The sequence below is a fragment of the Sphingomonas sp. genome, assembly GCF_036269755.1.
Classification (GTDB): Bacteria; Pseudomonadota; Alphaproteobacteria; order Sphingomonadales; family Sphingomonadaceae; genus Sphingomonas.
On record NZ_DATBDV010000023.1, the window covers coordinates 58,181 to 83,250 of the forward strand.

The 25,070-nt window shown below is 67.6% G+C and carries 20 protein-coding genes; all 20 read right to left on the reverse strand.

Annotated features, from left to right (window positions below):
• Window positions 1-192 precede the first annotated feature (192 nt).
• The 20 genes from VH326_RS15035 to VH326_RS15130 all read right to left on the reverse strand — a co-directional run bounded on the left by VH326_RS15035 (window position 193) and on the right by VH326_RS15130 (window position 24,780).
• Entirely contained in the window at window positions 193-1,344 is a 1,152-nt protein-coding gene (locus tag VH326_RS15035) for a DUF1501 domain-containing protein (RefSeq protein WP_329632654.1), read from the reverse strand.
• Window positions 1,345-1,347: 3 nt separating this feature from the next.
• Window positions 1,348-2,880, reverse strand: coding sequence for a DUF1800 domain-containing protein (locus tag VH326_RS15040; RefSeq protein ID WP_329632655.1), 1,533 nt, complete (start codon window positions 2,878-2,880; stop codon window positions 1,348-1,350).
• Window positions 2,881-2,970: 90 nt separating this feature from the next.
• Window positions 2,971-4,131, reverse strand: coding sequence for a deoxyguanosinetriphosphate triphosphohydrolase (locus VH326_RS15045; protein ID WP_329632656.1), 1,161 nt, complete (start codon window positions 4,129-4,131; stop codon window positions 2,971-2,973).
• A 58-nt stretch (window positions 4,132-4,189) separates the two neighbouring features.
• The gene (locus VH326_RS15050; RefSeq protein WP_329632657.1) at window positions 4,190-6,262 is read right to left on the reverse strand and encodes an SPOR domain-containing protein; all 2,073 of its coding nucleotides are present in this window, start codon (window positions 6,260-6,262) and stop codon (window positions 4,190-4,192) included.
• 114 nt (window positions 6,263-6,376) lie between these two features.
• Window positions 6,377-7,846 (reverse strand): cell division protein FtsZ, encoded by a 1,470-nt coding sequence (gene ftsZ, locus VH326_RS15055; RefSeq protein WP_329632658.1) that lies wholly within the window; start codon window positions 7,844-7,846, stop codon window positions 6,377-6,379.
• 115 nt (window positions 7,847-7,961) lie between these two features.
• Window positions 7,962-9,224 carry a cell division protein FtsA gene (ftsA, locus tag VH326_RS15060; protein WP_329632659.1) on the reverse strand — a complete coding sequence of 421 codons (1,263 nt, stop codon included), beginning with the start codon at window positions 9,222-9,224 and terminating at the stop codon, window positions 7,962-7,964.
• A gap of 9 nt (window positions 9,225-9,233) precedes the next feature.
• Window positions 9,234-10,166, reverse strand: a complete 933-nt coding sequence (locus tag VH326_RS15065; RefSeq protein ID WP_329632660.1) for a cell division protein FtsQ/DivIB — start codon at window positions 10,164-10,166, stop codon at window positions 9,234-9,236.
• Window positions 10,163-11,056, reverse strand: coding sequence for a D-alanine--D-alanine ligase (locus VH326_RS15070; RefSeq protein WP_414714289.1), 894 nt, complete (start codon window positions 11,054-11,056; stop codon window positions 10,163-10,165). The genes VH326_RS15065 and VH326_RS15070 overlap by 4 nt, the downstream gene beginning before the upstream one ends.
• 20 nt (window positions 11,057-11,076) lie before the next feature.
• Window positions 11,077-11,958 (reverse strand): UDP-N-acetylmuramate dehydrogenase, encoded by an 882-nt coding sequence (gene murB, locus VH326_RS15075; protein ID WP_329632662.1) that lies wholly within the window; start codon window positions 11,956-11,958, stop codon window positions 11,077-11,079.
• 14 nt (window positions 11,959-11,972) lie between these two features.
• Entirely contained in the window at window positions 11,973-13,376 is a 1,404-nt protein-coding gene (gene murC / locus VH326_RS15080; protein WP_329632663.1) for a UDP-N-acetylmuramate--L-alanine ligase, read from the reverse strand.
• Window positions 13,373-14,533 (reverse strand): undecaprenyldiphospho-muramoylpentapeptide beta-N-acetylglucosaminyltransferase, encoded by a 1,161-nt coding sequence (gene murG, locus VH326_RS15085; protein WP_329632664.1) that lies wholly within the window; start codon window positions 14,531-14,533, stop codon window positions 13,373-13,375. The genes murC and murG overlap by 4 nt, the downstream gene beginning before the upstream one ends.
• A complete protein-coding gene (locus VH326_RS15090; protein WP_329632665.1) occupies window positions 14,530-15,747 on the reverse strand; it encodes a putative peptidoglycan glycosyltransferase FtsW in 1,218 nt (405 codons plus the stop codon). Before VH326_RS15090 ends, murG begins: the two co-directional genes overlap by 4 nt.
• Window positions 15,744-17,042 (reverse strand): UDP-N-acetylmuramoyl-L-alanine--D-glutamate ligase, encoded by a 1,299-nt coding sequence (gene murD, locus VH326_RS15095; protein ID WP_329632666.1) that lies wholly within the window; start codon window positions 17,040-17,042, stop codon window positions 15,744-15,746. The genes VH326_RS15090 and murD overlap by 4 nt, the downstream gene beginning before the upstream one ends.
• Window positions 17,039-18,118 carry a phospho-N-acetylmuramoyl-pentapeptide-transferase gene (gene mraY / locus VH326_RS15100; RefSeq protein ID WP_329632667.1) on the reverse strand — a complete coding sequence of 360 codons (1,080 nt, stop codon included), beginning with the start codon at window positions 18,116-18,118 and terminating at the stop codon, window positions 17,039-17,041. The genes murD and mraY overlap by 4 nt, the downstream gene beginning before the upstream one ends.
• Entirely contained in the window at window positions 18,118-19,491 is a 1,374-nt protein-coding gene (locus VH326_RS15105) for a UDP-N-acetylmuramoyl-tripeptide--D-alanyl-D-alanine ligase (protein ID WP_329632668.1), read from the reverse strand. Before VH326_RS15105 ends, mraY begins: the two co-directional genes overlap by 1 nt.
• A gap of 118 nt (window positions 19,492-19,609) precedes the next feature.
• Window positions 19,610-21,028, reverse strand: coding sequence for a UDP-N-acetylmuramoyl-L-alanyl-D-glutamate--2,6-diaminopimelate ligase (locus VH326_RS15110; protein ID WP_329632669.1), 1,419 nt, complete (start codon window positions 21,026-21,028; stop codon window positions 19,610-19,612).
• Window positions 21,025-22,758 carry a penicillin-binding protein 2 gene (locus VH326_RS15115; RefSeq protein ID WP_329632670.1) on the reverse strand — a complete coding sequence of 578 codons (1,734 nt, stop codon included), beginning with the start codon at window positions 22,756-22,758 and terminating at the stop codon, window positions 21,025-21,027. The genes VH326_RS15110 and VH326_RS15115 overlap by 4 nt, the downstream gene beginning before the upstream one ends.
• Entirely contained in the window at window positions 22,758-23,342 is a 585-nt protein-coding gene (locus VH326_RS15120) for a hypothetical protein (RefSeq protein WP_329632671.1), read from the reverse strand. Before VH326_RS15120 ends, VH326_RS15115 begins: the two co-directional genes overlap by 1 nt.
• Complete coding sequence (gene rsmH / locus VH326_RS15125; RefSeq protein ID WP_329632672.1) at window positions 23,342-24,283, reverse strand: 16S rRNA (cytosine(1402)-N(4))-methyltransferase RsmH; 942 nt, start codon at window positions 24,281-24,283, stop codon at window positions 23,342-23,344. The genes VH326_RS15120 and rsmH overlap by 1 nt, the downstream gene beginning before the upstream one ends.
• Window positions 24,280-24,780 (reverse strand): hypothetical protein, encoded by a 501-nt coding sequence (locus tag VH326_RS15130; protein WP_329632673.1) that lies wholly within the window; start codon window positions 24,778-24,780, stop codon window positions 24,280-24,282. The genes rsmH and VH326_RS15130 overlap by 4 nt, the downstream gene beginning before the upstream one ends.
• Window positions 24,781-25,070: the final 290 nt, after the last annotated feature.

Consider the following 25,070-nt stretch of genomic DNA (forward strand, 5'->3'; position numbering starts at 1 on the left):
CTGGAAAGGGGAGAGGGATACCGAAGCTTGGCAGCTCGCTGCCTAGCGGAGGTTGGGAGAGGGGACGAGTGAGCCGCAGGCTCGCGCCGAGCTGGGCTCGGCAACCCCTCTCCCAGCTCCGACTAAAGGCCGCGCGAAGGGGCGCGGCCTAAGTCTGCGCAACCCTCTCCCCTCTGCGAGGGGCGAGAGAGATTACGCCCTGCTCATCCCCATCACGGGCGCCGCACCCTTCGTCTCGGGAAACAACGCCGCCATCACTCGGCCGGGCTCGACTCCGTAATGCCCGGCGACCGCGCCGGCGACGAATTGATCGAGCCCCAAAGTCGGCTTTAAATCACGCCCCTCGAACAGCGCCGCCTGCCCCAGCCCCGGCCAGTCGGCCATCACGCGTCCGCCCTTGACCGCGCCGCCGACCAGCATCGCGGCTGAGCCGGTACCATGGTCGCTGCCGCCGGTGCCGTTGACCGCGACGGTGCGGCCGAATTCGGTCGCGACGAGCACCATCGTGTCGCTCCACGCCGGGCCCATCCCCGTCTTGAGCGCGGCGATCATCGCGTCGAGCCCCCTTAACTGCGCTGCCAATCGCGGTCGCTGGCCGGCGTGGGTGTCCCAACCGCCGGTCTCGATCATCGCGATCCGGGCGCCGTTGGCGGGGGCGAGCAACTTGGCGGCGAGGCTCCCCGTGGCGGCCGCGTTCGCCGCATTGGCGGCGGTCAGGTCGCCGGTCAGCGTGCGTGTGTCCATCGCCTCGCTCCACAGCCCGTGGAGCTGGCTGTCGCCTTGATAGAGCGCCGCAACGCGCGCCATCAAATCGTCCGACGCCTGGGGCAGCGCCGACGGCGCGTAGCTCGTCACTTCATGGGCGCCGCGCAACGCCAGTGGGATCGTCGCGGAGACCGCAATCGCCTTGGCCTCGCCCGACGGGATCACCCCGAGCATGCGGTTGAGCCAGCCGTCCTTGACCTGGTACGCGCCAGTCCCGCCGCTCTCGAGCACGTTCTGCCCGTCGAAATGCGAGCGGTCGCGGTACGGTGAGGCGATGGCGTGCGCGAACAACGCCTCGCCGCCGTCGTACATCTGGCCGAGCAAGGCCATCGCCGGGTGCAACGCGAACGTGCTGTCAAGTTTCTTTGCGGTGGCGAAGTCCTCGCCGAGTGTCCCGCGCGCTCCGGCAAAGGCGGGGTCGCCGACCGCGCCGATCGTGCCGAGCCCGTCGGCGGCGCCGCGCTGGATGATGAAGACGAAACGGCGGTCGGTCTCCGCGCGCGCAAACGCGATGCGCGGCGCGAGGCTCATAGCGGCGAGGCCGGCGCCGGTGGCCAGGAAGGAACGGCGGTCGAGCATGACCTATCTCCTCAACATTTCGGGCGAGACGAGCAGCAGCGCGAGCCCCTGTCCGGGGCTTTCCGCGCGCGCCAGCGCCTGTTCGGTGGCCGGGGTCAGCGCGCCGGGGAACAATTTGGGGGCGAGTGCGCGCGCGTCGATCGCGGCACCGGCGCGCGTGGCGAAACGCTCCGCCGCCTCGACCCGCCGCACAAGCGCGTCGGGCCCGGCCCAGCTCGCGGCGATGTCGTCATAGCCTGCGGGCGATCCCGGCTTCCAGGTCGGCTGACCGAGCTGGTTGAGCAGGCCGACCGCGGCGAGCGGCAGCATCTGCCTCATCCCCAGCGCGCGCGCGGTCGACACCGTCCACTCCCAAGGCGACTTGAACTTGACCGGCCCCGCTACCCAACATTCAGGACTGTCGATCAACACCCGATAAAATGACGGCAAATCGCCGCCAGTCTTGAGGAAGCTCGCCTTGAGCCGCGCCACTAGGGCCGGCGGCGGCGTATCGCCGGCGAAATGCCGCGCGAGCTTGGTCGAGACATGCTCGGCCGTCGCCGGGCTGGTCGCGAGCGTGTCGAGTACGGCCTGCGCCTGACGCTCCCCGCCATCGGCATACCGCTTGCCGAAGATCGTCCGCTCGCCCGGCTCGTGCAGCCGCTCGGCGAAGACGAAGTCGCCGGGCGTGCCGTCGGTCCCCATCAGCCGCGCACCCGGCCCGCGGCCGATCCCGCCCACGGTCCAGCCGGTCAAGGCACGCGCGAACTCGGTGACGTCGGCCTGCGTATAACCGGTGCGCACGCCGAGCGTGTGGAGCTCCATGATCTCGCGCGCGAGGTTCTCGTTGATCCCGGCCTTCTGACCATTCGCCCGCGGGCGGCTCGCGATGAAGCGTCCGGCCATGCTGTTGGGGCCGATCGATTGCGCCTGGTCGAGATAGAGCAGCATCGCCGGGTGCCGCTCGACGGCGTTGAGCATATCGCCGAACTTGCCCATCAGATGCGGGCGGATCGCCTCGAACTCGAGCAGCCCCGACAGCCCGATCACTTGAAGCTTGTCGGCGGACACGGCGAAATGGTTGGCCCAGAAATGCGCGAGCCGCTCGGCGAATGGTGTTGGGCTGGTGAGCGCTGCGGTGACTCGCGCGCCGACCGCGGTGGCGTAGTCGTCGCGCACTTGCCCGCCGATGAAGCGGCGCGCGGCTTTCAAGGGATCGCCGGCATCGTCGGACTTCGCGCCTGGTTCGGGCGTGCCGGGCTGCATCGCGGGGGACGCCATTTGCGGCGCCATCCCCGGCATCGGCGCAGCGGCTGGCGCGGCGGCAGCTTGTTGGCGCCGCCCCAAACCCGCTTGGCGCATCTGGCGCTGCTGCTCGATGTAATCGGCGAGTTCGCCCGCTACCTTGGCGCGCGTCGGTACGGCGGCGAACGCGGCCGGCTTGGGCTCGAACGTCTCGATCTGGCGCTTGAGCCAGGCTTTGGGGTCGGAAGGCTCGCTCTCGTCGGGCCGGGCGCCCAGCCCGAACCGATTGAGCGCGATGCTGGCGTCGGCCATTCCCGCGTCACTCCATGCGATGCGACGGCCTATATCAGCTTTGTCGCACAAATATCGCAGGCCTAACGCGCCGGCGGCGGCGATCCTTCGCTAGAAGGCGTCGGGCATGTCGATCTCGCCCACCACCTCGCGATAGCGGGTGATCGCATAGCGGTCGGTCATGCCGGCGATGAAGTCGACGATGTGGCGGCTGATCCACGGCTCGGCCTGCGGCAGCCGCGCGGGCCAGTCGCCCGGCATCAGCGATGGCTCCGCATAGTAGGCGGCGAACAGCCCCGCGACGATCGCCTGCGCCTTGTCGGCGGCGGCGAGCTGGAAAGGGTGGTGATAGAGATTGGCGTACATGAAGCGCTTGAGCCCGCGTTCGTCGTCGCGCATGGCGTCGGAGAAGCCGATCAGCGCGCGGCCAGCATCGCGCGCATCGTCGGGCGATTTGACGCCGGATGCAGTGATTGCCGCGCGGCTCGTGTCGATCAAGTCGTTGACCATCGCGCCGATCTGCCCGCGGATCAGCTCGCCGGTCAGCCGGTCGGCGGCAACTTCGGGGAAGCGCGCGCGGCACTGGTCCCAGCGCATCGCGATCATCGGCACCGCGAGCAATTGGTCGAGACTGAGCAGCCCGGCGCGCAGGCCGTCGTCGATGTCGTGATTGTCGTAGGCAATGTCGTCGGCGATCGCGGCGACTTGCGCCTCGAGGCTGGCATAGGTTTCGAGCTCGAGCGGGAACGCATCGTCTGCCGCTGCGAGCGCCCATTGCGGTGCCGTCACCGGGCCGTTGTGCTTGGCCAGCCCTTCCAGCGTCTCCCAGGTCAGGTTGAGCCCTGGAAAGCGCGGATACGGGCTGTCGATCTCCGTCAGCGCACGCAGCGTGTTGCCGTTGTGATCGAACCCGCCCTGCCCTTCGAGCGCCGCCTTCAGCGCATCCTCCCCGGCATGCCCGAACGGCGGGTGGCCGATGTCGTGTGCAAGACACAGCGCCTCGGTCAGGTCCTCGTTGAGCCCAAGTGTCCGCGCGATCGTGCGGCCGATCTGCGCGACCTCGATGCTGTGCGTCAACCGGACTCGGAAATGGTCACCATCGGGGGCGAGGAACACTTGGGTCTTGTGCCGCAAGCGCCGAAAGCTGATCGAGTGGACGATGCGGTCGCGGTCGCGCTGGAACGCGTCGCGTGGGCCACGCGCGGTGGTCTCGTCCTCGGGATAGAGCCGCCCGCGGGTCAGCGACGGATCGGAGGCGTAGGACGCTGGCATGGCGCAGGCTTTAGCGGGCGAGCGTTTCGAAGCAACCGCCGCCCTCGCCCTCCGCCGGCTACTTCCCGCCCAGCCGCTCGATCATCTGCCCCTTGGCGCTGGTGAACACAAAGCCCGACAGCCCCGCCTTGGCCATGTGGTTGACGAAGTCCTGCGCCTCGTCGCTCGACTTGAACGGGCCCGCCAGCACGCGATTGGTGGCGCGCAACGGCGTTGTCCAGCCCTGGCGACCGCGGAACAGGTCCGGCGCCTTGACGCGGAGCGCAGCCCAGGCTTTTTCGAGGTCGCCCTCGTTCGCGCCGCCCGCGACCTGCACCCAGACCCGCGCCGGTTCGCCTTTCGCCTCCGCCTCGGCCTTGGCCTTGGCCTTGTCGGTGGCGGCCTTGCAGCGTGCCTCGTTGGCGCGCTCGCGCGCGGTGGTCGCGGTCCTGGTCTTCGCGGCGGATGCCTTGCCCTTGCCGCTCGTCTTGACCAGGATGGGGCAGCCGTTCCTGTCGAGCGCGGGCTCTTCGTCCTTCGCTTTGGGGCTGCGACCCTTCGTGTCCTCGGCGTCCGCGAGGTCGGCCTTGCGGCGGCCCTTCTTGTCGTCCGCGACCGTATCGGGCACCGCAGCCCCTACGTCGGGCGCGGTCTTGCCGCGCGTTCGGACGGCGGGCTTGACCGGCTTGGGCGTCTCGACCGGTGCGGTACGGAATTCCTCCGGCTTGGCCACGACCGGCGGCGGCGCGCGGCGGCGCGGTGCGGGCTCAGGCGGCGGCGCGGCGTTCGCCACAGAGGCGACGATCCGCGCGAGCACGGCATCCTCGCTCACGCGCGACGTGGCGGTAGGCTCGGGCACACCCGCTTCGACCGCGCTCGGCTGGTCGGTGACGCCGGGATTGGGCGCTGGCGCTGTCGTGACGGGAGGCGCCGCTGCCGCTACGACGATCGGCGCGGTCGGCGTTGGGCTGGGGGGCGGTGATGGCGTAACGGCAGGTGAAAGCGCCAGGCTCGACGCGGGCGGCGGCGTCTCGACACGCGCTGGCGCGGCTGCCGGTGTCTCGATCCGCGTCGGCGCGGGTTCCGGCCGCGTCTCGACAGGTGTCGGAGCGGGCGCCGGAGTCGGGATCGGGCGCTGCGGCGTAGCAATGGCGACCCGGCTTGGGGATGCTATGCTCTTCGAGCCCGATTCCGATCGCGAACGTGGCGCTTCAGGCGGGGTGTTGACCGCCACCTCGGTCGGTGCCGGCGCGGGCATCGTGACCGCGGGCGCGAGGTCGTCCCGGCGGCGGCGCTTGCGCTTGCGCCCTTCGTCGGCGGGTGCCGCAACTGGCGTCACGACCGCGACCACTCTAGGCGCATAGGGGTCGGGGCCGAGCCGCGGCAACGCAGGGACCAGACGTGCGTCGGCGACGCGCTCGGGGGTCGCACGGAGCTCGCCGAAATTGACCGCGAACGCGCGATCGGCGGCACCGAGCCGGGGCAGTTGCTGGAAAAAGGGCGTCAGCCCGGCGCCGAGCCCTGGCGACAGCATCGACGCCGCGATCTTTTCGGCATCGCTGGCGTCGCCGTTCATCGCCAGGATGAACGCGCGGTCGCGCCACGCCGCGCGGTCGCTTCGCTTGAGCAGCGGGTCGAGCAGCGCGAGCGCTTCGTCCCTGCGTCCCGAAATCCCGACTGACAGCGCATAGCGACGAGTCACTTCGTCGTCGGAACCCGCCCTGAGCGCGAGGCGATAATCGCGTTGCGCGCGTTCCTGCTCGCCGATCAGATCGTAGGCGAGGCCGCGGTCGGCGGCGAACTTGCTCGGATCGAGCCCATGGCGCTCGGCGTCCTGGAACCGGCGCAGCGCTTCGCCCGGCCGCTCGGCGCGAACCATGATGCTGCCCCACCCCGCCTTGATCCGCGGATTGTTGGGGTCGAGCTTTTCGGCGCGGCCGAAGAACGTCGCCGCCGCGGTGGTGTCCCCCATTCGCAGCGTCAATTCGCCCGCGGTAATCAGCGCTTCGATATCGATTGGGTTGGCGGCGAGGATCCGCATATCGGCGGCAAGCGAATCGGCATCGCGATTGTCGGCGGCGGTCTGCGCCTGCGCAGCCCCCACCACCGCGAATCCGAATGCGGCAAGGGTCAGGGTCCGGCGCAAGGTCATATGGGACGAAAGCTTAAGCCAGCCACGGCCTGAACGGGAAATGACGCCAAGGCCAACTCGCGCCGAAACGGGGCGCGGCGGCGACGAACGCCCGCCACGCCCCTTCGCGATTGCTTACTGATTGTTCTGGCGGTGGAGGAAGCGCGGGATGTCGAGCGAATCCTTGTCGCTTTCTTCCTCGTTCTCGCCGAACGCGCCGCGTGCGACGTTCTGCATCCGCTCGAACAAGGTGCCGCCGAGCTTCACCTTGGGGGCGGGCGCGGCTTCCTCCACCGAACCATCGGCGATCGTCGCGCGCGGCTCGGGGAATTCTTCCTCGCCAAAGGTCAGGCGCGTCGGCGGCGCCGCATCGACTTCGGCCCCGCTGTCGAGCACCAGTTCGTCGTCGTCCGCTTCCGCCATCGGCTCGTGTACGGGCGCTTCGGCCTCGGGCTCGAATTCGGCAACCGGTTCCGACAGTTCGAGCGGCTCGGGCTCGACTTCGATGGCGGCCGCGGCTTCGGGCTCTGGAGCGGGCTCGGCCGCCGGCGTCTCGGGCACGGTGACCGGCGCGACCGCTTCGGTGCGGCGACCGAACGAGAAGGCACGCGTCGCAGGCTCGGGCACCGCTGCAGCGGTGGCGTCGGCTTCTATGCCGGTGGCGACGACCGACACGCGGATCTTGCCTTCGAGGTCGGGGTTGAATGCCGATCCCCAGATGATGTTGGCATCTTCGTCGACAAGCTCGCGGATGTGGTTGGCGGCCTCGTCGACTTCGAGGAGGCGCATGTCCTCGCCGCCGGTAATCGAGACGATGACGCCCTTCGCGCCCTTCATGCTGACGCCGTCGAGCAGCGGATTGGCGATCGCCTTCGACGCGGCTTCGATGGCGCGGTTATCGCCCTCGGCCTCGCCGGTGCCCATCATCGCCTTGCCCATCTCCTGCATTACCGACCGCACGTCGGCGAAGTCGAGGTTGATGAGGCCGGGCATGACCATCAGGTCGGTGATCCCGCGCACGCCCTGCTGGAGCACTTCATCAGCCATTTCAAAGGCTTGTTTGAAGGTGGTGTTGGCGTTGGCGACCAGGAACAGGTTCTGGTTGGGGATGACGATGAGCGTGTCGACATATTTCTGGAGCTCGTCGATGCCCGCGTCGGCGGCCTTGGCGCGGCGATTGCCCTCGAACGCGAACGGCTTGGTCACGACGCCGACGGTCAGGATGCCCATGTCGCGCGCCGCCTTGGCGATGACCGGAGCGGCGCCGGTGCCGGTGCCGCCGCCCATCCCGGCGGCGATGAAGCACATGTGTGCGCCCTCGAGCGTCTTAGCGACCGCGTCGATTGTCTCCTCAGCGGCGGCGCGTCCAATCTCCGGCCGGCTGCCCGCGCCGAGGCCTTGCGTAATCTTCGCGCCGAGCTGGATCCGCTGCCCCGCCTTGCTTTGCTTGAGCGCTTGCGCGTCGGTGTTGGCGACCAGGAAGTCGACCCCCTGGACGTCGTTGAGCATCATGTTCGCGATCGCGTTGCCGCCCGCACCCCCGACGCCGATCACCGCGATCCGCGGGGTCAGCTCGTCAACTTCCGGCGGAAGAAATTCGACCATGGTAACCATCTCCGAACATGTCCCCCGAAACGCCGGGGACCCCCTGAATCCACAACTTCTTGCACCATCGCCCCCCCGCGATCCACAACAAATGGGGGGCCGGTTACTTATTTTGTTAATAATTCGCCCGCGCCGTGCGGATCAACCGGCGGACCATTGAAAAGCGCGAGGGACGATGCACCATCTGGTGGTCGGCAACGCCCAGCGCGCGCAGGTCGACCGGGTTGCTCGCGGCGTGGTGGACGAGGCCGGCAAGCGTCGCGAACGCAGGCCCCGAATGGGCATCAGGCAGCCCCGCCAGCCCGCGCGGCCGACCCAATCGCACCGATCGCCCGAGCGACGATTGCGCGTAATCGGCGATACCCTTCAGCTCGGCGCCGCCCCCGGTCAGCACGACCTGGCGCCCGACATTGCCGTCGAACTTCATCGCCGTCAGCGCCTTGCCGATCTCACCCATGAGCAGTTCGAGCCGCTGGCGGATCACCGCGATCAGCTGCGCCTTGGTGATGCGCGGGCCATCGCTCGATCCGTCCTCGGATAGCGGCGCGATCTCGATCACCTCGTGATTGTCGCGCGGCGTCGCATTGGCGCAGCCGTGGAAGCATTTCATCCGCTCGGCTTGGCCCCGGCTGGCGCCGAAGGTCGAGGCGATGTCGTCGGTGATGTCGGCGGCGCCCATCTGGATCGTGGTCAGCCCGACCAGCATCCCGCCCGCGAACAACGAGACGTTGGTGATCCCCGCCCCCATCTCGACCAGTGCGGTGCCGAGCTCGCGCTCCTCAGCGCTGAGGCAGGCGAGTCCCGTCGCGACGGGCGCGGCGATGATCGACTTAACCTCGAGATGTGCCTTGGCGACGCACAGCCCGATATTGCGCACCGGCGATCCGTCGGCGGCGACGACGTGGATATGCACGCCGAGCCGGTCGGCATGGAGCCCGAGCGGGTTCTTGACCCCGGTGATTCCGTCGAGCGTGTAGAGCGCCGGCTGGGCGTGGAGCACCATCCGTCCGGCGGGGTCGATCGATTCCCGCCCCGCACGGAGCAGCGCGTCGATGTCCGATTGCTCGATACGGTGCCCGCCCATTTCGAATTCGATCGAGGCGACATCGCTGACAAGGCCGCCGGCCGAGAAGCCGACCCAGACATTCTCGATATTGGTCTGCGCGATCCGCTCGGCCTGCTCGACAGCTTCGCGCACTGCAACCTCGGTCGCGCCCATGTCGGCGATGCAGCCGCGCTTGACGCCGCGGCTCTCGCGCTGCCCGGTGCCGAGCACGATCAACTCGCCGCCGTCGCCTTTCTGCGCGATCATCGCCGACACCTTCGACGATCCGATGTCGAGCGCGGTGATAAGTCCTTCGGGTGCTGCCTTGGCCATGTTGTCCCCCTACACTTGCGTGCGCGTGTCCGCGCCATCGGATTGGTTGCCGCGCGGCGCGGTATTTGTGCCGGTCGAATCGTTGCCCAGCGAGCGATCGGTCGAGCCGTCGCGCTTGCGCACCACCATGCGGGTCGGGTCGCGCAGGTCGAACTTGATGAAATTGCCGCCGAGCAGGTGATTGGTGCCCTCCATCTCGGCAAACTTGCGCAGCGCCTTGGCCGAGTCATCGTCGCCTTCGGGCAGCGATAGCGTCTCGCCGGTGTCGAACAGCAAGTCCCAGCGGCGATTGCCGACCCAGGTCGCGGCGCGGACCTTGGGCTTGAGCGCGGGCGCGGCGACCATCAGCGTCTGATAGGCGGGCTCCTGCCGGTCGGCGCCGGGGCCGATCACCAGCGGCAGGTCGGGCATCGCGTTGGCCGACGCCGGCTCTAGGAACACCCCGTCTCGATCGATCAGGCTCAATTGCCCCTGGTTCTGCCACACTGCAACGGGAACTCGCTCCTCGATGCGGATGAACAGGGTATCGGGCAGCCGGCGCGAGACGTGCGCATCCTTGACCCAGCCATATTGCAGCAGCCGGTCGCGCACGAGGTTGAGGTCGACCAGCGGCATCGCGCGCGATTTCTGATCGAGCGCGACGGCATAGACCGTTGTCACGTCCATCCGCTTGGCGCCCCGCACCTCGATCTGCTCCACCCGGAAGCCAGCCTTGCCGATCTGCTCCGCCAGCGCGGTGCCGACCGCGCCGGGGATGCCGAAGACGTTGGCGACCGCATATCCGCCGCCGAGCACGCCGAGCACGATCGCCCACATCGCAATGCGGTGAAGCGCCGCATGGCTGAGCGGAATGCGCGCGAGCAGGCGGTCGACGATCGACGCCTTCTTCTTGCGCGTAGGACGCCCCTTTGGCCTAGCCCGGCTAATCGGACGCTTGCTCATTGCAGCGCCTCATCGACGATCATCTGGACGAGTTCGGGGTACGAGATGCCGCAGTGGCGTGCTTGCTCGGGCACGAGACTTAACGGAGTCATCCCCGGCTGCGTATTGACCTCGAGCAGGAATAGCCCGTCTTCGCCACGCTCATCGTCCCAGCGGAAATCCGACCGCGACGCGCCCTTGCAGCCGAGCAGCCGATGCGCCTCGAGCGCGATGCGCTTGCACGCTGCGGCGATGTGGTCGGGAATCTGCGCCGGGAAGACGTGCTCGGTCATGCCGTCGGTATATTTGGCGTCGTAATCGTACCAGCCCGATTTGGGCTTGAGTTCGGTCACGCCCAGCGCCTTGCCGCCGAGCACCGCCGTGGTCAGCTCTCGCCCGCGCACATAGGGCTCGGCGAGCAGCTCCTCGAACTCCTGCCACGGCCCCGCGACGTCGCGCCCGATCGGGTTGCCGTAATTGCCATCGTCGGTGACGATCGCAACGCCGACCGAGGAACCTTCGTTGACGGGCTTGAGCACATAGGGCCGCTTGAGCGGATCGGCCTCGAACACGTCCGCCGACCTGACGATCCGCCCGCCGGGCATCGGAATGCCGTGCGGGACGAGCGCCTGCTTGGTCAGCACCTTGTCGATCGCGATCACCGAGGTGACGAGGCCGGAATGCGTGTATTTGAGCCCCATCAGGTCGAGCATGCCCTGCACCGTGCCGTCCTCGCCCGGGCTTCCGTGAAGCGCGTTGAACACGACATCGGGCTTGGCGTTGGCGAGCTTGGCTGCGACGTCGCGGTCCATGTCGATCCGCGTCACGCGATGCCCGAGCGACTCCAGCGCCTCGACGATGCCGTTGCCCGACATCAACGACACTTCGCGCTCGGCCGACCATCCGCCCATCAGGACCGCAACGTGCAGGCTCACTTCGCCACCCCCACACGCTGGATTTCCCATTCCAAGCTCACGCCCGACTTCGCCTTGACCCGCTCACGCACGTCCTCGCCCAGCCCCTCAATGTCGGCGCTCGTCGCGTCCCCGAGGTTGAGCAGGAAATTGCAATGCTTCTCCGATACTTGCGCATCGCCACGACGCAAGCCCCGGCAGCCTGCCTCGTCGACCAACTGCCAGGCCTTGTGGCCTTCGGGGTTCTTGAAGGTCGACCCGCCGGTCTTCGAGCGCAGCGGCTGCGATTCCTCGCGGGCGGCGGCGATGCGGTCCATCTCGGCCTGCACTGTTTCGGGCGCTTCGGGATGCCCGCGGAAGGTCGCCGACACCACGATCGCACCCGCCGGCAATTCGCTGTGGCGATAGGTATAGCCGAGCTCGTCAAGCGCCAGCGTGCGGATATCCCCCGATCGCAGCACGACCTCGCACTCGACGAGGACGTCCTTGACCTCGCGCCCATACGCGCCGCCGTTCATTCGCACGAACCCGCCGACGGTGCCGGGGATCGAGCGCAGGAATTCGAGCCCGCCGATCGCGGCATCACGCGCGTTCGAGGTGACGAGAATACCCGGCGCGCCACCACCGCATTTGAGCGTGGTTCCGTCGACCCGCTCGACCGTCGAAAATGCCTTGCCGAGCCGCACCACCACGCCCGGCACACCACCATCGCGGACGATCAGATTCGAGCCCAGCCCCAACCCCATCACTGGCACGTCAGGATCGAGCGCGTAGAGGAAATTGCTCAGGTCCTTTACGTCGGCCGGCTCGAACAAATACTCCGCCGCGCCACCGCTCTTGAACCACACGAGCGGCGCGAGCGGCGCGCCGTGGGTCAGGCGTCCACGCACAGGCGGCATGGCGTAGCACACGCTCACCGCGCCGCCTCGATGCCCGCCGCGAGCCCCGCCGCCCACTTGGTGATATCGCCCGCGCCCAAGCACACGACCATGTCGCCCGGCTGGATCGCCTGCGCGAGTTCGCTCGCGAGTTCCTCCGCCGACCCGATCGTCGCCGCAGAGCGATGCCCGCGCCGTTTCAACCCATCGACCAGCGCCTGTGCGTCGACGCCCTCGATCGGCTGTTCGCCAGCGGCATAGACCGGGGTGACGTAGACCATGTCGGCGTCGTTGAACGCTTGCTGGAACTCTTCCATCAAATTGCCGAGCCGCGTGAAACGGTGCGGCTGGACCACCGCGATCACGCGATTGGCGACGCCCTCTCGCGCCGCCGATAGCACTGCGCGGATCTCTACCGGATGGTGGCCGTAATCGTCGATGATTGCGACGCCGCCGACTTCACCGACCTTGGTGAAGCGCCGCTTGACGCCGTGGAATTTGTGGAAGCCCTGCTGGATCGTCTTGTCGTCGACCCCGAGCTCGAGCGCGACGCCGATCGCGGCAAGCGCGTTCTGGACGTTGTGGCGGCCGGGCATCGGCAGCTCGATATGCTCGATCGACCGCACCGTCCCGTCGCGCTGGCGGACGATCGCCTCGAACCGGTTGCCGCCGGGGATCGGGGTGACGTTGACCCCGCGAATGTCGGCCTGGGTCGAAAAGCCGTAGGTGACGATGCGGCGGTCGCGGACTCGCGGCAGCACCGCCTGCACCTCGGGATGATCGAGGCACAGGATCGCGGCGCCGTAGAACGGCACGTTCTCGATGAACTGGACGAACGCGTCCTTGATCGAATCGAAGCTGCCGTAATGGTCGAGATGTTCCGGATCGATGTTGGTGACGACCGCGATCGTGCCGTCGAGGCGCAGGAAGCTGCCGTCGCTCTCGTCGGCCTCGACCACCATCCACTCGCTCGCGCCGAGCCGGGCATTGGACCCGTACGAATTGATGATCCCGCCGTTGATCACCGTGGGGTCGATCCCGCCAGCATCGAGCAGCGCCGCGACCATGCTGGTCGTCGTAGTCTTGCCGTGGGTGCCGGCGACCGCAACGTTCGACTTCAGCCGCATCAGTTCGGCAAGCATTTCGGCGCGGCGAACGACCGGGATGCGGCGCTCGAGCGCGGCCTCGACCTCGGGATTGGCGCGCTTGATCGCGGTGCTTGTCACCACCACCGCGGCATCGCCGAGATTGTCGGCGGCGTGGCCGATCTTCACCTCGATGCCGAGCTCGCGCAGCCCTTCTACGACATATCCTTCGGCGACATCCGAGCCCTGCACCTTGTACCCAAGATTGTGCATCACCTCGGCAATCCCGGACATGCCGATCCCGCCGATGCCGACGAAATGGATCGCGCCGATATCGGTCTTGAGCCCGGTCATGCGAACGCGGCTCCGCCGGTGTCGAGCGCGGGTTGCGCCAGCCCGACCGGCATGTCGCCCGCGGGATTGCTGATTTCCTCGACCAGATCGGCCAAGTCGCGCGCGGCGTCGGGGTGGCCGCACGATCGCGCGCGGGCGGCGGCGTTCTGGAGCGCTTCGGGGTCGAGGCCCAGTTTCTGCATCTGCTTGGCGAGCTCGACCGGCGTGAACCGGTCCTGCGCGATCACACGCGCCCCGCCCGCATCGGCGATTTCGCGGGCATTGTCGGTCTGGTGGTCGTCGGTCGCGCTCGGCAGCGGCACCAGGATCGCCGGCCGCCCCGCCGCGGTCAGCTCGGCGATGGTCGAGGCACCGGCGCGCGCGATGACGAGGTGCGCCCAGGCGAGATGCTCGGGCAGATCGGGCAGATAGGTCGCGAGGTCGGCGGCGATCGACAGCTCGGCATATTTCGCGCGCGCCGCGTCGATATCCTCGACTCGCGCCTGGTGCGTCACTTGCAGCCGCCTGCGAAACGTGACCGGAAGCATTGCCAGACCGTCGGGCACGACTTGCGACAGCACGCTCGCGCCCTGGCTGCCGCCGGTCACGAGCACGCGGAAAATGCTGTCTTCCTCGAGCAGCGGATAGGGCCGGTCGCGTAGCGCCAGCACCTCGTCGCGCACCGGATTGCCGGTCAGCTTGACCTTGGAGCGATACTTGTCGGCCAGCCGCTCGACCTTGGCGTACGAGGTCGCAATCGCATCGACTCGCCCCGCGACCAGCCGATTGACTCGGCCGAGCACTGCATTCTGCTCGTGTACCGCCGTCGGAATGCGGTGCGCGAACGCCGCCGCCAGCGCCGGCAGCGCCGGATAGCCGCCGAACCCGATCACCGCGGCGGGCTGGAGCTTTTCGTACAATTCGATCGCCTGGCTACGCCCCGCCCACATCGCGCGGCCCGCGCGGAGCCAGCCGGCGGGCCCGCCCTGCATCCGCCCGGCGGGGAGCACGTGAGTCTCGACGCCTTCGAACAGCCCGGGAAACCGCACGCCGCGCTCGTCGCTCACCAACGCAACGCGATGCCCGCGCCGCTTGAGCTCCTCGGCCAAAGCGGCGGCGGGCACCATGTGGCCTCCGGTCCCGCCAGCGGCCAGCACGAACTGCCGCATTCTCGTCATTCGCCGCTCCATTTCACGACATAGGGTGAGCGGCTCACAAACGGGTTCCGGCGCGTGAAAGCAAGCAGCAACCCCATCCCGATCGACAGCGCGATCATCGAGGAGCCGCCATACGAAATGAACGGCATCGTCATCCCCTTGGACGGCGCGAGGCCGGTATTGACCGCCATCGAGATCAGCGCCTGCGCACCGAACTGGATGGCAAGGCCGGCAGCGGCGAGCAGGCGAAAATCGTCCTGTTCGTCCAACAACTTGACGAACACGCGCACGACGATCGCGAGAAAGATCACCGCGATGATGCCGCACGCGATCAGGCCGAATTCCTCGCCGATCACCGAGAAGATGTAGTCGGTATGCGCTTCGGGCAGGCGGAACTTCATCTGTCCCCCGCCGGGACCGGTGCCGAGCCAGCCGCCCGCGGTTAAAGTCGCACGCGCGGCGTTGGTCTGGAAATGGTCCGCGGGGTCGGCCGAGCCCGGGAACAGGAAGGCGTCGATCCGCGTCCGCGCGGTCGAATAGAACAGATAGGCCGACAACAGTCCGATCGGGATCGCCCCCGCCATCAAGCCAATTATGCGCGCCGACACGCCGGAAATCAGCAACAGCGCGAACCATACGGTGCAGAACACCACGGTCTGGCCGAAATCGGGCTGGAGCATCAGCAACGTCGCAATCATCGCGGTAAGCGCGCCGGTCAGCAACCCGACGATCAACGGCGACAGTCCTTCCTTGCCTTTCATCGACAACAGCCACGCCACCGCGACGATGAAGCACGGTTTGAGGAATTCCGACGGCTGGAACTGCGCGATGCCGACGCCGAGCCAGCGCCGCGCGCCATTCACTTCCACCCCGGCCAGCGGGACCAGCATCAGCATGACGAGGAACCCGGCGCAGCCGATCAGCGCGAACCGCCGCGCGCGATCGGCGGGCAACATCGAGACGACGAACAATACGGGCAGCGACACGCACACCCACATCAGTTGGCGCCAGAAATAATGCAGCGGCGCCATGTGATGCGCGGCGTCCGAATAGCGATGCGCCGAGGCGGGCGAGGCAGCCGCGACCGCGACCAACCCGATCGCGATCAGGAACAAAGTCAGGATCAGCAGCAGCCAGTCGATATCCCAGAACCACGCGCCCAGCGCCGATCGGTCGGCGCGTCCGCCACGCTGCGCCATCCGCTGGAGCAGGCCGTCCTTGGGCATGCGGCTCATGCCAGCGCCTCGACCAAGCGCCGGAACGTGTCGCCGCGATCCTCATAATCGCGGAACTGGTCGAACGACGCGCAGGCCGGTGATAGCAGGACGGTGTCGCCCGGCTCCGCGGCGGCGTGCGCGAGATCGACCGCGTCGGTCAGCGTGCCGGCATAGGTCGTCGGGATCGCGTCCTGGAGGATGTCGCGGAATAGCATCCCCGCTTCGCCGATCGTGTACGCCGCGCGGACATGGCTGAACGATGGACGGCAAGCGTCGAGATTGTCGGCCTTGGCCTGCCCGCCCAAAATCCAGTGGATATGATCGAACGCGGCGAGCGCGGGCGCGGCCGAATCCGGGTTGGTCGCCTTGCTGTCGTTGACGTAGGCGACGCCATTGACCACGCCGACTTGCTCCATCCGATGCGGCAGGCCGCGAAAGCTTTCGAGCCCCGCGTCGATCGCGACTTCGGGAATGCCGAGTGCCTGGCATGCCGTGATTGCGGCGAGCGCATTTTGCGCGTTGTGTGGCCCCTGCAGGCTCGGCCAGCGCGACTGGTCGATGCACACGCCGGCGGCGACCTTGTGGAGATGCTCGCCGCGTGCGGACAGCGACCGCGCGATAGCGGCGGAGGCTTCGTCGCCGATCCCGATCACCGCGTCATGCTGCGGCGATTGCATCGTGAAAATTCGCGCCTTGGCCGCGGCGTAACCCTCGAACCCGTCATAGCGGTCGAGATGGTCGGGGGTGACGTTGAGCAGGACCGCGACGTCGCAATCGAGATGGAAGGCCAAATCGAGCTGGTAGCTCGACAGTTCGAGCACGTAGACGCCGCCTTCAGGCAGCGGGTCTTCACCCAAGATCGGCAGCCCGATATTGCCGCCCAACCGCGCGGGGATTCCCGCGGTCTCGACGATATGGTGGATTAGCGCGGTGGTGGTCGATTTGCCGTTGGTGCCGGTGATGCCGACGACGCGATGCGGCGGAAGCTCGGCGCGGGCCTCGGCGAACAGTTCGATATCGCCGATGATCGGCACCCCCGCCGCGCGCGCCTTCGCCGCGATCGGGTGACGGTTGAGCGGTACGCCCGGCGACACCACCACGCCGTCGAAGCTGGTCAAGTTCATCGTCGCGGTATCCGCCAGCGTCACGCCGTGCGGATGGTATTCGATCACTGCCTTGCGCACGGTCTCGTCCGCGTCCCAGGCGTAGACGTCGGCGCCCGCCGACACCAAAGCCTCGACCGTCGCCGCGCCCGACCGCGCCAGCCCGAGCACCGCATAGCGTCTGTCGCGCCAGGCCGGGCTGATGATCACCGCAGTTTCAGCGTCGCCAGCCCCGCCAGCGCGAGCACCAGAGCGACGATCCAGAATCGGATGACGACGGTCGATTCGGCCCAGCCGATTTGCTCGAAATGGTGGTGGATCGGCGCCATCTTGAACACGCGCTTGCCGGTGCGCTTGTAGACGAAGACCTGAATGATGACGCTCATCGCCTCGACCACGAACAGCCCGCCGATGATGCCGAGCACGATCTCGTGGTGCGCGGTCACTGCGATCGCGCCGAGCGCGCCGCCCAGCGCGAGGCTGCCGGTATCCCCCATGAACACCGCCGCCGGGGGTGCATTGAACCACAGGAACGCCAGCCCCGCCCCGATCATTGCGCCGCAAAAGATCGCAAGATCGCCGACGCGCGGAATGTGCGGGATACCGAGATAGTCGGCGAACTTCAGGTTACCCGCAAGGTAGACAATGATCATGAACGCAACGCTGGCGATGATCACCGGCATCGTCGCCAGCCCATCAAGTCCGTCGGTCAGGTTCACGGCATTGCCGAATGCGACGATCGTGAACGCCGCGAACGCGACGTAGAACCAGCCGAGGTCGATCACGCCGCCATTGTAGAATGGCAGGTAGAATAAGGTGCCGTTCTTGGTGTTGGCGTGGATGATGATCGCGCTCGCGATCCCGGCGATGATGAACTCGCCGAGCAGTCGCGCCTTGCCCGAAACCCCCGCGGCGCTCGCCTTTCGCACCTTGTCATAGTCGTCGAGGAACCCGATCGTCCCGAACCCCAGCGTCACGAACAGGCACGCCCAAACAAACGGGTTGGACAGGTCCATCCATATCAGGACCGAAATTACCATGCTGGTCAGGATCATCAGCCCGCCCATCGTCGGCGTGCCGCGCTTGGCTAGGTGAGTCTGCGGGCCGTCGCTGCGGATCGGTTGGCCCTTCCCCTGGCGGACGCGCAGCCAGCCGATGAACTTCGGCCCGATGATCAGGCCGATCAGCAGCGCGGTGGCGACCGCGGCGCCGGTCCGGAACGTCTGATAGCGGATCAGGTTGAGGGCGTGGGGAAACCCAAGCTGCGCGGCGATCCAGTACAGCATTACGTTTTCCCATCGCCAAGCGCCGCGACCAATGCGGACAGCCCGACCCCGTTCGAACCCTTGATGAGGACCGCGTCGCCCGCGCGAAGCACCGCCCCAAGACGGTCGCGCGCGGCCGCGGCGTCGGGGACATGGACGATTTCGACCTGCCCCTCAAGCGCTTCGGCGAGCGGTTTCATCGCTTCACCGACCAAAAGCGCCAGTTCGACGTTGGCGTGACGAATCGGCCCTGCCAGCCCGGCATGATGGTCGGCGGATTTGTCGCCGAGCTCGCGCATTTCGCCGAGCACCGCGACCCGCCGGCTGGCCTCCTGCGCACCCAGGACCTCGAGCGTCGCGCGCATCGAGGCGGGATTGGCGTTGTAGCTTTCGTCGATCACCAGCGCGCGGCCGTCTCCCGCCGCGATCCAGAAGCGGTCGCCACGCCCGGCGAGCCCGCCCAGCTCGGCGAGCGCCAGCCCGGCGAGCGCAAGGTCGCCGCCGACCGCGTCGACCGTCGCCAGCACCGCGAGCGAGTTGGTGACCCAATGCTGGCCGGGTTGCGACACGGTATAGCTCAGCTCGCGGTCGCCGATCCGCGCGGTGACGAAGGTCCCGCCATTGCCGGCGCGAACCGCTTCGAGCGCGACTACGTCGGCACCCTCGCCAACCCCGAAGGTCACGATCCGGCCGGCATGGGGTCGCGCAGCGTCGGTCAGCCGGTCGCGGTGCGGGCTGTCGTAGGGGACGATCGCCACACCGCCGGGTTCGAGGCCCTGGAAAATCTCACCCTTGGCATCGGCGATCGCGGCTTCGTCGGGGAAGAACGCGGCGTGCGCGGGGGCGATCGCAGTGACGATCGCGACGTGCGGGCGCACCAGCGTGGTCAGGTGCGCGAGCTCGCCGGGATGGTTCATACCCATCTCGAACACGCCGTAGTCGACTTCGGGCGGCATCCGCGAGAGGCTCAGCGGTACGCCGGTGTGGTTGTTGTATGACTTGACCGAACGATGCGCGCGCTTCGCCGGCGACCGGTCGAGCGCGGCGAATAGCGCCTCCTTTGTGCCGGTCTTCCCCGCCGATCCGGTGACGCCGATGATCTTCGCGTTGGTGCGCGCGCGAGAGGCCTCGGCGAGGGTTTCAAGCGCGGCGAATGTGTCGCCGACGCGGACGTGCGGGTGCGACGTGTCCCGGCTGACGAGCGCTCCGGCCGCGCCGCGCTCGAAGGCTTGGTCGAGAAATTTATGACCGTCGGTGACCTCGCCGGTCAGCGCGACGAACAGATCGCCGGGGCCGACCTCGCGGGAATCGAAGGTCACGCTGGATACGTCGAACGCCGCAGAGGCGGTGCCGCCGGTCGCCTGGGCGATTTCGTCAGAGGTCCAGAGGCTCACTTCTCCCCTCCCGCTTGCGGGAGGGTTCGGGGGTAGGCCTGCTTGGTGAGCGGCCTGAGACTCAGGCCCACCCCTAACCCCTTCCGCAAGCGGGAGGGGAATTCGTTTGCCGTCCCCATCATGTCGCCGCCGCCTCGCGCGCGACGCTGACGTCGTCGAACGGCAACACCAGATCCCCGACGATCTGCCCCTGCTCATGACCCTTGCCGGCGATCAGCACGATGTCCTCGGGTCGGGCAACCGCCACTGCCTCGCCGATCGCGCGCCTCCGGTCGCCGATTTCAGTCGCGTGCGGTGCGCGCTTGAGCACTTCAGCGCGGATCGCCGCCGGGTCTTCGCTTCTCGGATTGTCGTCGGTCACGATCACCATGTCGGCCTGGCGCTCGGCGATTTCGCCCATCAACTCGCGCTTGCCCTCGTCGCGGTCGCCGCCGGCACCGAATACCACGATCAACCGCCCAGCAGTATGCGGCTTGAGCGCGGCAATAGCGGCTTCGAGCGCATCCGGCGTATGCGCGTAATCAACATAGACCGGAGCGCCGGCGCGATTGATCACTGCGCGCTCGAGCCGCCCGCGCACCGGCTGCAGCCTGGCCAAATTCTGGATCGTCTGCGCGACATCCCCGCCGGTCGCGATCACCAGCCCAGCCGCGACCAGCGCGTTCGCCGCCTGGTACGCACCGATCAGCGGCAGAGTCACCTTGTGCTCACTGCCCTCGGCTTCGATCACCAGCCCCTGCCCAAGCAAGGTCGGGTCGCGGCTCACCAGCCGCAGCGTGCCGCCATTCTCGCCCACCGTCACCAGCGACTGCCGCCGGGCATGGGCGAGATCGATCACCCGCGCCGCGCGCCGATCATCGGCCCACACCACCGCGGTGCCCTCATCTGCGAGCACTTCGGAGAATAGCCGCAGCTTGGCGGTCAGGTACGCCGCCATGTCGCCGTGATAGTCGAGGTGATCGCGGCTGAGGTTGGTGAACGCTGCCGCAGCCACCCGGAGCCCCTCGGTGCGATATTGCGACAGACCGTGGCTCGACGCCTCGAACGCGACATGGGTGACCCCCTCGCGCGCCAGTCCAGCGACATTCGACAGGAACGTGACGACATCGGGCGTGGTCAGCCCGGTCGACACGCTGTCGTCGGAGGTGGTGACGCCGAGCGTGCCGATCGAGGCAGCATGGTGCCCGGCCATCCGCCACAATTGTCGAGTCATCTCGACGGTCGAGGTCTTGCCATTGGTGCCGGTAACCGCGACGCATGTCTCCGGGAACGGGGAGAAGAACGCAGCGGCGAGTTGCGCGAATCGCTGGCGGGGATTGGCGTCGGGGATGTGGAGCGCGCCTGCGACGCTCGCTCCCGGCCGCGCGACGATCGCGATCGCGCCGCCTGCGACCGCGGCGGGAATGTAATCCTCGCCGTTGACCTGGGCCCCTTCGAACGCGCCGAAGACCGTGCCGGGCGCAACTTTCCTGTGGTCGATCGCGAAGCCGGTGACGCTGGCGTCGCCCCCGCCCGCCACCAGCCCGCCGAGCTTCATTCGGGATCCGCGATCGTCTGCGGCTTCTCGCCGGGGTGGTGCCAGATCAGCGGCAGCAAGTCGTTGACGTCGATATCGCGAGTTGCGTCGGGCATCACGCCGAGCATCGGTCCGGCGCGGAGGATGAAGCGGTTGACCACAGGCGCGGCGGTATAAGCCGCGGTGTTAACGGCACCGTTGGGCGAGTCGAGCATCACGATCACCACATAGCGCGGTGCGTCCATCGGGAAAGCCGCCGCGAACGTCGATACGTTGGCTTTCTTCGAATAGCCGCCGCCGGTCGCGACTTCGGCGGTGCCAGTCTTGCCGCCGACGCGGAAGCCGGCGGCATCGGCCTTCTTGCCGGTTCCCTGCAGCACGACAAGGCGAAGCAGCTGGCGCATCCGGTCGCTGGTTGCCTGGCTGATCACGCGGCGGCCGGGAGCCGCCTGGCCGGGCTGGACCTTCATCAGCGTCGCCGGGTGCCAGACGCCGCCATTTACCAGAGCGGCGTAAGCGGCCGCGAGGTGAAGCGGGGTAACCGCGACCCCGTGTCCATAGGCCGAGGTCATCGTGGTGATGCGGCTGAACTTTTGCGGGAACTGAGTCCGCCCGCGCGCCGGCAGTTCGAACGGCATCGGCTGGTCGAAGCCCATCAGACGGAACATGTGTGCCAGCTTGTCGCCGCCCAGTTCGTCGGCGATCCGCGCCGTCGCAATGTTGGACGAATAGATCAGCGTTTCGGGAATATTGAGCCAGCGCTTCTGCTCGTCGCCACGATCGTCGTGAATCAGAAAGCGGTCGATCGCCAACGGGACGGTCGCATCGAATCGCTTCGCCATCGACGTGACCGTGCCGCTGTCGATCGCCGCCGCGACGGTGATCGGCTTGAAGGTCGATCCCAATTCGTACGCCGCGGTCGTCACTCGATTGTAGAACGGCCCCGGCAACGTCTTGCCGCTCGAATCAACCTGCGGCTTCGGCGCCATGCCTGGATTGTTGGGGTTGAAGGTCGGGAATGAGGCCAGCGCCATGATCTCGCCGGTGCGAACGTCGAGCACCACGCCGGCGCCGCCCTTAGCGTTGAGCGCGGTGACTTGCTGGCCGAGCTCGTTCTCGAGCGCCGATTGCGCGCGGACGTCGATCGACAGCGCGATCGGCTGGCCGTTGGTGGCGGGGTCGGTCAGCTTGCGGTCGAGCGCGCGCTCCATTCCCGACGCGCCGCGCCCGCCCATGTCGAGGAAGCCGAGCACCGGGGCCGCGAGTTCGGATTGCGGATAGAGCCGCTGCGGCTCGCGTTCAAACACCAGCGCCGGCTCGCCGATCGCGTTGACCTCGGTCACCAGCGAGGCCGAGGCGTCGCGTTCGATATAGGCGAAGTTCTTGGCGGTAAGCTGACCGTAGATCCTGGCCTCGTCGAGCCCGAGAATGCCGGCGAGGCGCTGCGCGATGTCGCGCTTGTCGCCGAGGATTTCGTCGGGGTGGACGCCGATCGCCCAGGCATCGATCGTGCGCGCGAGCGGCGCGCCGTTGCGGTCGACGATGTCGCCGCGAGCGGCGCGTCCGGCCACCGTGGTGGCGGAGGCCGGTCCCGCGAACACCGCGAAGAAGGTCAGCTTGGTCAGCACGATGCCGACGGCAAAGCCGTAAAGCAGCATCATGATCATCAACCGCTTCTGCGCGGTTGCGCGGTGCAGCCCGCGATCGTCGGTCTGGCGCGGCGACAGCGGCCGTGCGAGCGTCAGCGTCATCAGCGGCCGTCCTCGACGCCGACGCGGCGCATCAGGTCGCCGAGCGACGAACCACCCATGATTCGGCGATCGAGCATCGCCATCTGCGCGCGCGGCTTGGCCGTTGCGCTGGCCGACGCCGGCTGGAGCCTTGGCTTGCTCGCCATTGCGGTCTCGACCGCGGGGATAGCCTTGGCCGGCTTGGCCTTGGGCAGCGAGTCGGTGGCCGCCGCCCGAGTCGTCTCAAGCTTCGCGGTCGCGAGCGGCGCGCTCGGGATCACCGCGGCGGCGGTCTGGACCTGCGGCGAGCCGCCGAACTCGAGGCTGGCGAGCTGCGCATCGTCGCGGACATATTGCGCGGCGGTCGGCGCCGAGAGCTTCAACGTGTCGCCGTTCCAGCGTTGCAGCTGCGCGAGATTGGCGCGCGTGTCGAACTCGGTCTCGAGCGCCCGGATGTCGCGTTCGGTCGAGGCGATCGAGCGCTCGACGTCGCTCAACCTGTTGCGCTCGGCGGCAACTCGCGACGACATCAGATAGCAACCGAGGATCACACCCACGCAGAGCACGAACCAGCCGAACCAGCGAAAGCGACTGACCACTACCATCACTTTTCTCCAGACCAGGGGGCGGCCGAGGTACGCCGGGCCACCCGCAACGTTGCCGACCGCGCGCGGGGGTTCGCCGCGATCTCTTCGTCGCCGGCGCGCACTGCGCGGCCGACATCTTCAAAACTGGGCTTTTCGCTCGCCGCACTCGGCGGCAGATGCCGCGACCCTGCCGGGGTCGATCCGCTGCGCTCACGGAAGAAGCGCTTGACCAGCCGGTCCTCGAGGCTGTGGAAGGTCACCACCGCGAGCCGGCCGCCGGGCTTGAGAACGCGTTCGGCGGCAGCGAGGCCATCGGACAGCTCGCCCAGCTCGCGATTGATGTGGATTCGCACCGCCTGGAACGTCCGGGTCGCCGGATCCTTCTTGTCGTGCGGCTTATGGCCGAGCGCCTTGCGCACGACGTTTGCGAATTGGCCGGTGGTCGTCAGCGGCCGCGCCGCGACGATCGCGCGCGCGATGCGGCGGCTCTTGGGCTCGTCGCCATATCGATAGATGACGTCGGCAATCGCTTCCTCAGGGGCGGTGTTGAGGAAGTCCGCCGCGCTCTCGCCCGCCTGGCTCATCCGCATGTCGAGTGGGCCGTCGCCCTGAAACGAGAAGCCCCGCTCGGCCTGGTCGAGTTGCATCGACGACACGCCGATATCCATCACCACGCCGTCGACCGGCACGGCGTCTCGCGAATCGAGTTCGCTTTGCATCGCCGAGAAAGGGGCCTCGATCAGCGTCAAATGATCGTTCGCGGCGGCGAGAGGCTGACCGCCGGCGATCGCGTCGGGGTCGCGATCGAACGCATAGACGGTGGCGCCGGCGGCAAGGATTGCTCGCGTATAGCCGCCGGCGCCGAAGGTGGCGTCGACATGGCGCTCGCCCGGGGTGGGGAGGAGCGCGTCGATCACCGCATCAAGGAGCACGGGGGTGTGCGGGGCGGGCGTGCTCACAACAGGCCCTTTTCTTCGAGCGCGCCGCGGCACGCGTCCTTCATCACTTCCGGCGCGTGAGGGTCGGCCAACAGCGTTTCGGGGTCCCAGATTTCGAAATAATGAATCGATCCGTAGAAGAAGGCGTGCTTGGTGATGTTGGCCTTTCTTTTGTGCCAGCCGACCAGCACGCAGCGGCCGGTAGAATCGAACCCGATCGTCTCGCCGCCGCCGGAGAGGCGCCGCAACTGGCTGTCGTCGGGGTCGCCATTCTCGTCGAGGCGATCGAGCGAGGTCGCGGTGGCGCGCGCAATCTCTTCCTCGAAACGGGCTTGGTCGTAGCCGACAAGGCATTGATATTTATGATGCACGTTGATGCGGACGGAGGCGCCGCCCTTCAGCGTTTCGGGGTCACTATTGGCGATGATCGCGTCGCGGAATTTGGCGGGTATCGAGACCCGGCTCTTGTCATCGACAAGCTGGAGCGCCGTTCCCGTATAGATGCCACGTCCAGTCACGCCGCGTACCCTGACCCCAAAACACGCACGTCTTCCCCGGCGCTGGAACGGCCCTCGCCGTCGCCAACGCGATCCTGATTCGACCGGGTAAAAACGCCCCTCTTGCTGCCCATTCCGTATCAAGGGACGGCATGGGACACAATGGTAATCTTTGGGTAACTATGGGCCTACGAAGAAGCCGTTTGCCTAAGTAGCTCCGAAACAACCGGAATTATCTTCGGCTAAATTCCTGCTGATGTAAGCGCTAGCGCGTGATCGGGGCCCAAAGCCGCGGTTTTCCGCCGATGACG